This is a genomic window from Rathayibacter sp. AC451 (genome assembly GCF_979253095.1).
In genome coordinates this window covers 174,348-180,439 of sequence record NZ_CEEDBD010000002.1, presented here as the reverse complement: position 1 = coordinate 180,439, position 6,092 = coordinate 174,348, and the positions used below count along the sequence as shown (strand labels likewise).

The window sequence follows — 6,092 nt, the reverse complement described above, 5'->3', positions numbered from 1 at the left end:
GCCCGTCGAGGGCGCTCGAACCAGAAACGTTCCCCATGCACCACACCCCTCTTCACCCCCGTCCGCTTCGGTCGGGAGCTGCCCGGTGAACGCCGCGTCGATGAGTGACCCGCGCCGCCGTGACCTGCACCGCACCCGAACCCGCACCCGCGAGATGTCCCCGCGGCAGGCTGCGCTGACGCTCGGACGCCGGGTGACGTACACGGCGCCCTCCCGCGCGGAAGCGCACGCGATGCAGCAGGCCGCGCGCGCCGCGGCCCGCCCGCGACCGCTCCCGCCGGGCACGGCCACGATGCGGCCGCGTCTGGCCGGGGTGTCCGCGATGACTCTCGTCACGATGATCGCGGTGACCTCCTCCATGCCCGCGTTCGCCGTCGAGGGCACCCCGACCACGACCGCGGCCCTTACCGCCGCGAGCGAGGTGCAGCCGCAGACGTTCGTCGCGGCCGGCGCCGTGCAGCTCACCGTCACCCGGGACGCGTTCGGCGCGGAAGCCAAACCCGAGGTGCTGGTGACCGCCGCCGTCGCCACCGAACTCGTGGACGACGCATCAGAGGACTCCGCCGCGTCCATCGAGGACAGCGGTATCGCGGCTGCCGCCTGGCGGGTGCCGGTCGCGGGCCGCATCTCGAGCACGTTCGGTCCGCGCCCGGATGCCCCGGTCGCAGGGGTGAGCGCGTTCCACAAGGGCACCGACCTCGCCGCCCCCTGCGGTACCCCCGTGGTCGCCGCGACCGGCGGCACCGTCGAGGAAGCCGGGTACGCCGGCAGCTACGGCAACTGGATCTTGCTGGAGAGCAGCGGCGGCATCGAGACGGGCTACGCGCACAACAGTGACCTGCTCGTGGACGTGGGCGACACGGTCGCCGTCGGCGACCTCATCGCGCTTGTGGGCTCCACCGGGGCCTCGTCCGGCTGCCACCTGCACTTCGAGACCCGCGTCGACGGCAGCCCCGTGGACCCGGAAGGGTTCATGAGCGATCTGGGTGTCGGTCTTGGCTGAGCCGCGCACCACGCCCGCACGCCGGGTAGGCGCTGCGGCGGTGCTCGTGTTCGCCGTCATCGCATCCCTGTTCCTCAGCGCGCCGGCCTCGCAGGCGGCGGAGTACCCGAGTTGGGAGCAGGTGCAGAGCGCTCGCGCGAGCGAGGCGAGCACGCAAGCGCAGATCACCGAGCTGACCGGCCTGCTGCAAGGTCTGGAGGCGGAGGTCGCCGCGGCGCAGCGGGAGCAGCAGCAGCGCGGCGAAGCGTACGAGCGAGCTCAGGGCGCCTACGACCGGGCGAATCACCGCGCGGCGACGTTGCAGGAGCAGGCGGACGCCGCCACCGTCCGCGCGGACACGTCGCAGGTGCAGGCGGGCCGTCTCGCCGCGTCCCTGTCCCGCACCGCCGGCTCGAACCTCACCCTGTCGCTGCTGACCGGGAAGGACAGCAGCAGCCTCCTGAACCAGCTCTCGACGATGAGCAAACTGGCCGAGACGACGGACACGATCTACGCGACGGCGACCGCGGACGCGAACACCGCCCAATCGCTCACCGAGCAGGCGGACGTCGCGACAGCGGAGCTGGGCGAGCTGGCGAGCGCGTCGCAGAACGCGTTGGCCGACGCGATCGCGGCCAGCGACGCGGTGCAGCAGCGCCGCGACGAGCAGGCGGTGAACGCGGCGACATTGCAGGCGCAGCTCAGCGTCCTCACCGAGGACCGCGAAGCGACCGAGGCCGACTATCAGCGCGGCGAGGACGCCCGGCGTGCAGCCGAAGCGGCCGCGGCCTCGCAGGCCGCGCAAGCCGCCGCCGCCCGCGCCGCGCAAGCCGCGGCCACTGCCGTCCGCACAGCGCCCGCGCCCGTGTCCGGCGGAAGCGCCCCCTCCCGCCCCGCCGCCCCTCCCGCAGGCGGATCGGCGCCGGTGCCGTCAGGGTCGGGGTGGGTGAGGCCGGTGTCGGGGTGGATCAGTTCCGCGTTCGGGCCGCGCCCGAACAAGCCCGTCGCCGGAGTCGGATCCTTCCACTACGGCACCGACCTCGCGGCCGGCTGCGGAGTCCCCATCTCCGCCGCGTCCGCCGGGACCGTCGCCTACTCCGGGCCGCTGGGCTCCTACGGCAACTGGGTGCTCCTGGATCACGGGAATGGCATCCAGACCGGCTACGCCCACAACAGCACCAACCTCGTCTCCGTCGGGCAGAGCGTCACCGCCGGACAGAGCATCGCCCTCGTCGGCTCCACCGGCGCGTCCTCCGGCTGCCACCTCCACTACGAGACCCGCATCAACGGCGCCCGCGTCGACCCCGAACCGTTCATGAGCGCCCGAGGAGTCACCCTTGGCTGAACACCCGCACCACCCTCGCCCTCTCGCCGTCATCGTCGGCGCCGCGGTGACGGTGGCGCTACTCAACGGCTGCGCTTCGTCAGAGCGTGTGGAGACGGGCGAGCTCGTGTCCACGCCGGACGAGCTGGAGCACGTGCACGGGCTGGGCTGGGACCCGGCGACCGGGCTCACCTACGCGGCCGCGCACTCGGGAGTGTGGGTGATCCCCACCGACACCCTCCCCAACACCTACCCCGCATCCGTTACGGCGGACGCTGCGGCGGACGCTGCGGCGGACGCTGCGGCGGACGCGGCGGACGCGGCGGACGCGGGGCCGATCGGTGGGCGGGCGCAGGACACGATGGGGTTCACGATCACCCCGGAGGGCGTGTTCTACGCCTCCGGCCATCCCGACCCCGCCGAGAAGTCAGCGCCGGGACCGAACCTGGGCCTGATCCGCAGCACCGACGCGGCCTCGACCTGGGAGCCGCTGTCCCTCAGCGGGACGACGGACTTCCACGACCTCGCGACCGTCGCCCTCACCGACACGGCCACCCGCGTCTACGGGTACGACGCGACCGGCGGCGTCATCCTCCGAAGCGACGACTCCGGCGCCGCCTGGATCCCGGCCGCACAGCTGCCGCTGCGGGATCTGACCGCGGATCCGGAGCGCCCCGACCGGGTGTTCGCGACCACCGAGACCGGCTTGCAGGTCAGCGACGACGCGGCGGTCACGTTCCGGCCCGTTCCCGGCGCGCCCGCCCTGTTCCTCGTGGACAGCAGTGCCGGCGGGGAGCTGGTGGGCGTCGACGTCGACGGGATCCTGTGGACGGGGACTCTCGAGGGCTCCTGGCAAAGCCACGGGCAAGTCGAGGGGACGCCGGAGGCGTTCGCGCTCGTCGACGGCGAAAAACGGTGGGTCCTCGTCGCCGACGAGCGCGGAGTGGTCGCCTCCGGCGACTACGGGCGCACCTGGACGGTGCTGCGGCCCTCCTCGTGAGAGACCGGGCTGGTGCCGCGCTCGCGCGCGGCGCGAGTGCTGGCCTGCGGGGACAGATCCAGACGGCGCAGCAGTTGCGCGTTCACGGCGACGACGACCGTGGACGCCGACATCAGCAGCGCCCCCACCGACATCGGCAGCACGAACCCGATCGGGGCCAGCACTCCCGCGGCCAGCGGGACGGAGAGCAGGTTGTAGCCGGCCGCCCACCACAGGTTCTGCTTCATCTTCCGGAAGCTCGCCCGAGACAGCTCGATCACCGACAGCACCGACCGGGGATCATCGGACGCCAGGATCACCCCGGCGGACGCGATCGCGACATCGGTGCCCGCACCGATCGCGATCCCCACGTCGGCCTGCGCGAGAGCGGGCGCGTCGTTGACGCCATCACCGACCATCGCGACCCGCCGACCCTCCTTCTGCAGCTCGATCACCTTCGCGGCCTTGTCCTCCGGCTTCACCCCCGCGAACACCCGATCGATGCCGAGCTCGCTGCCGACCGTGTTCGCGACCGCTTCGGCATCGCCGGTGATCATGACCACCTGCACGCCGATCGCGTGCAACGCGTCCACGGCCTGCCGGGACTCCTCCCGCACCTCATCCGCGAGCCCCAACGCCCCGATGACCCGGCCCTCTTGGAGCACGTGCAGGATGATCATCCCCTCCGCTTCCCACGCCCGCGTCTGCTCAAGCGGCGCCGCGTCGTGCGCACGAAGCATCGACGGACCGCCCACACTCACCGGCCGCCCTTCCACGTGCGCGGTGACACCCACAGCGGTCGACGCCTCGAACCCGGTCGCCGCCGGCACCCGCACGCCACGGCTGCTCGCCGCGCTCACGATCGCCCGCGCCAGCGGGTGCTCACTGTCCGCCTCCACCGCCGCGGCGACCGCGAGCAGCTCCTCCTCGCCCACACCCTCGACGGTGTGCACGGCGGTCAGTGTCGGCTCCCCCTTGGTGAGGGTGCCGGTCTTATCGAACAGGACCGTGGTCACCGTCCGCATGCTCTCCAACGCCAGGCGGTCCTTCACGAGCACGCCGCCCTTCGCGGCGCGCTCGGTCGCGATGGACACCACCAGCGGAATCGCGAGTCCCAGCGCGTGCGGGCACGCGATCACCAGGACCGTGATCGTGCGGATCACCGCCTCATCAGGGCTGCCCAGCAGCGACCACACGATCGCGGTGATCACCCCGGCGCCCAACGCGAACCAGAACAGCCACCCCGCCGCGACATCCGCGATGCGCTGCGCCCTCGAGGACGAGTTCTGCGCCTCGGTGACCAGGCGCTGGATGCCGGCGAGAGCGGTGTCATCCCCGACCGCCGTCACCTCCACCCGCAGCGCCGTGTCCGTGGCGACCGTGCCGGCGACGACCATCGCCCCCGGCCCACGACTGACAGCCCGGGACTCCCCGGTGATCATCGACTCGTCCACATCAGCGGTGCCCTCGATCACTCGGCCATCCGCCGGCACCCGGCCGCCGGGACGCACGATCACGACGTCGCCCTGCACCAGATCCGCAGGAGACACCTTCTCCACGCCGCTCTCGCGCACCCGCTCCGCCTCATCCGGCAGCAGCGCCGCCAGAGAATCCAGAGCCGAGGACGTCTGCGCGAGGGAGCGCATCTCGATCCAGTGCCCGAGCAGCATGATCACGATCAGCAGCGCGAGCTCCCACCAGAAATCGAGCTCGTGATCCAGCAGCCCCAGGCTCGCACCCCACGACGCGAGGAACGCGACCGTGATCGCCAACGCGATCAGCAGCATCATCCCCGGCGTCCTCGAGCGCAGCTCCGACACTCCACCTTGCAGGAACGGCCGCCCGCCCCATACGTACATGACCGTGCCGAGCACGGGCGAGATCCACGCGACCCACGACGCCTCCGGCAGCGGGTAGCCCAGGATCATCGCGAACATGCCGCTGAAACCCACGACCGGCACCGCGAAGACCAACATGATCCAGAACAGACGCCGGAACTGGCCCACGTGATCACCATGACCGCCGTGACCCCCGTGACCTCCGTGGTCGTGGTGCTCTGCGTGGCTGTCGTGCTCGCCGTGGCCCGGGTGACCGGCAGGGTCACCGTGCTCGCTGCTGACCGGGTGACCGGCGTGACCATCCGGAGCCGTGCTCACGGCCTGACCGTGCGACCCGTGATCCCCCGGCATCGCGTGGCCACTGTGCTCGGACGACGCCGGCACCGACTCCGCACCGTGATGCTCACCGTGCCCGCTCGAATGCCCCTCGTGCTTGACCATCGTGACTCCTTCCGGCCTGAACCGACCTCACCGAACCGTATACCCCCCCGGGGTATCTGGACAACGGGTGTGACGGCTCATTCATTCCCAGAGCAGCGGACCCCTCAACACTCCCGCCCCGTGGATATCCACCGTCCGCGCACGGTCCCGCCGCCCCAGAACACGCCCCCGGAAACACTCGCCGCGACGCTGCACCTCGCGGATCCGGCCTGACCGACGACCTGCTCACCCACCGAACGGACCACGCTGATGCTCTTGGAACTCCTCACTCAACTCGCCACCACGCCGCCGTCCCCGGCGACCCCCACCCCCGCGCCGTTCAACCAGGACACCGTGACCCCAGGCCTCTTCGGCTTCCTGCTGACCTTCCTCGTCGCAGCCGCCGCCGTCCTGCTGTCCGTTGACATGATCCGGCGCGTCCGACGAACCACCTACCGGGAGATCGTGTCCCGGCAGCTCGACCTCGAAGAAGCGCAAGCGCAGCAGAAGAATGCCGACGAGCAGTAGCGGCACCCGTCCCGCCAGCCG

At 71.7% G+C, this 6,092-nt stretch carries 5 protein-coding genes; 4 read left to right on the top strand and 1 reads right to left on the bottom strand.

Going from position 1 to position 6,092, the window contains the following annotated elements; all coding sequences use genetic code 11:
* The 3 genes from AC0CID_RS20110 to AC0CID_RS20100 form a co-directional block, all read left to right on the top strand.
* Positions 1–1,003: M23 family metallopeptidase (locus tag AC0CID_RS20110; protein ID WP_465228310.1), on the top strand; the 1,003-nt coding region annotated here is incomplete at its 5' end.
* Positions 1,004–1,043: 40 nt separating this feature from the next.
* Entirely contained in the window at positions 1,044–2,327 is a 1,284-nt protein-coding gene (locus AC0CID_RS20105) for a peptidoglycan DD-metalloendopeptidase family protein (RefSeq protein WP_465228309.1), read from the top strand.
* On the top strand, positions 2,320–3,306 hold the full coding sequence (locus AC0CID_RS20100) for a F510_1955 family glycosylhydrolase (protein ID WP_465228308.1): 987 nt from the start codon (positions 2,320–2,322) through the stop codon (positions 3,304–3,306). Before AC0CID_RS20105 ends, AC0CID_RS20100 begins: the two co-directional genes overlap by 8 nt.
* On the opposite strand, the gene AC0CID_RS20095 is transcribed toward AC0CID_RS20100, so the two are convergent.
* Positions 3,267–5,564: a heavy metal translocating P-type ATPase gene (locus tag AC0CID_RS20095; RefSeq protein WP_465228307.1), complete on the bottom strand. Its 2,298-nt coding sequence runs from the start codon at positions 5,562–5,564 to the stop codon at positions 3,267–3,269. The genes AC0CID_RS20100 and AC0CID_RS20095 overlap by 40 nt on opposite strands.
* A 249-nt stretch (positions 5,565–5,813) precedes the next feature.
* Here AC0CID_RS20095 and AC0CID_RS20090 point away from each other — a divergent pair, with 249 nt between their 5' ends.
* Positions 5,814–6,071, top strand: coding sequence for a hypothetical protein (locus AC0CID_RS20090; RefSeq protein WP_465228306.1), 258 nt, complete (start codon positions 5,814–5,816; stop codon positions 6,069–6,071).
* Positions 6,072–6,092 lie beyond the last annotated feature (21 nt).

Bases quoted from the DNA above. Each gene is read 5' to 3' on its own strand.
- AC0CID_RS20095 (WP_465228307.1), bottom strand. From the start codon at position 5,564: ATGGTCAAGCACGAGGGGCATTCGAGCGGGCACGGTGAGCATCACGGT.
- AC0CID_RS20090 (WP_465228306.1), top strand. From the start codon at position 5,814: ATGCTCTTGGAACTCCTCACTCAACTCGCCACCACGCCGCCGTCCCCG.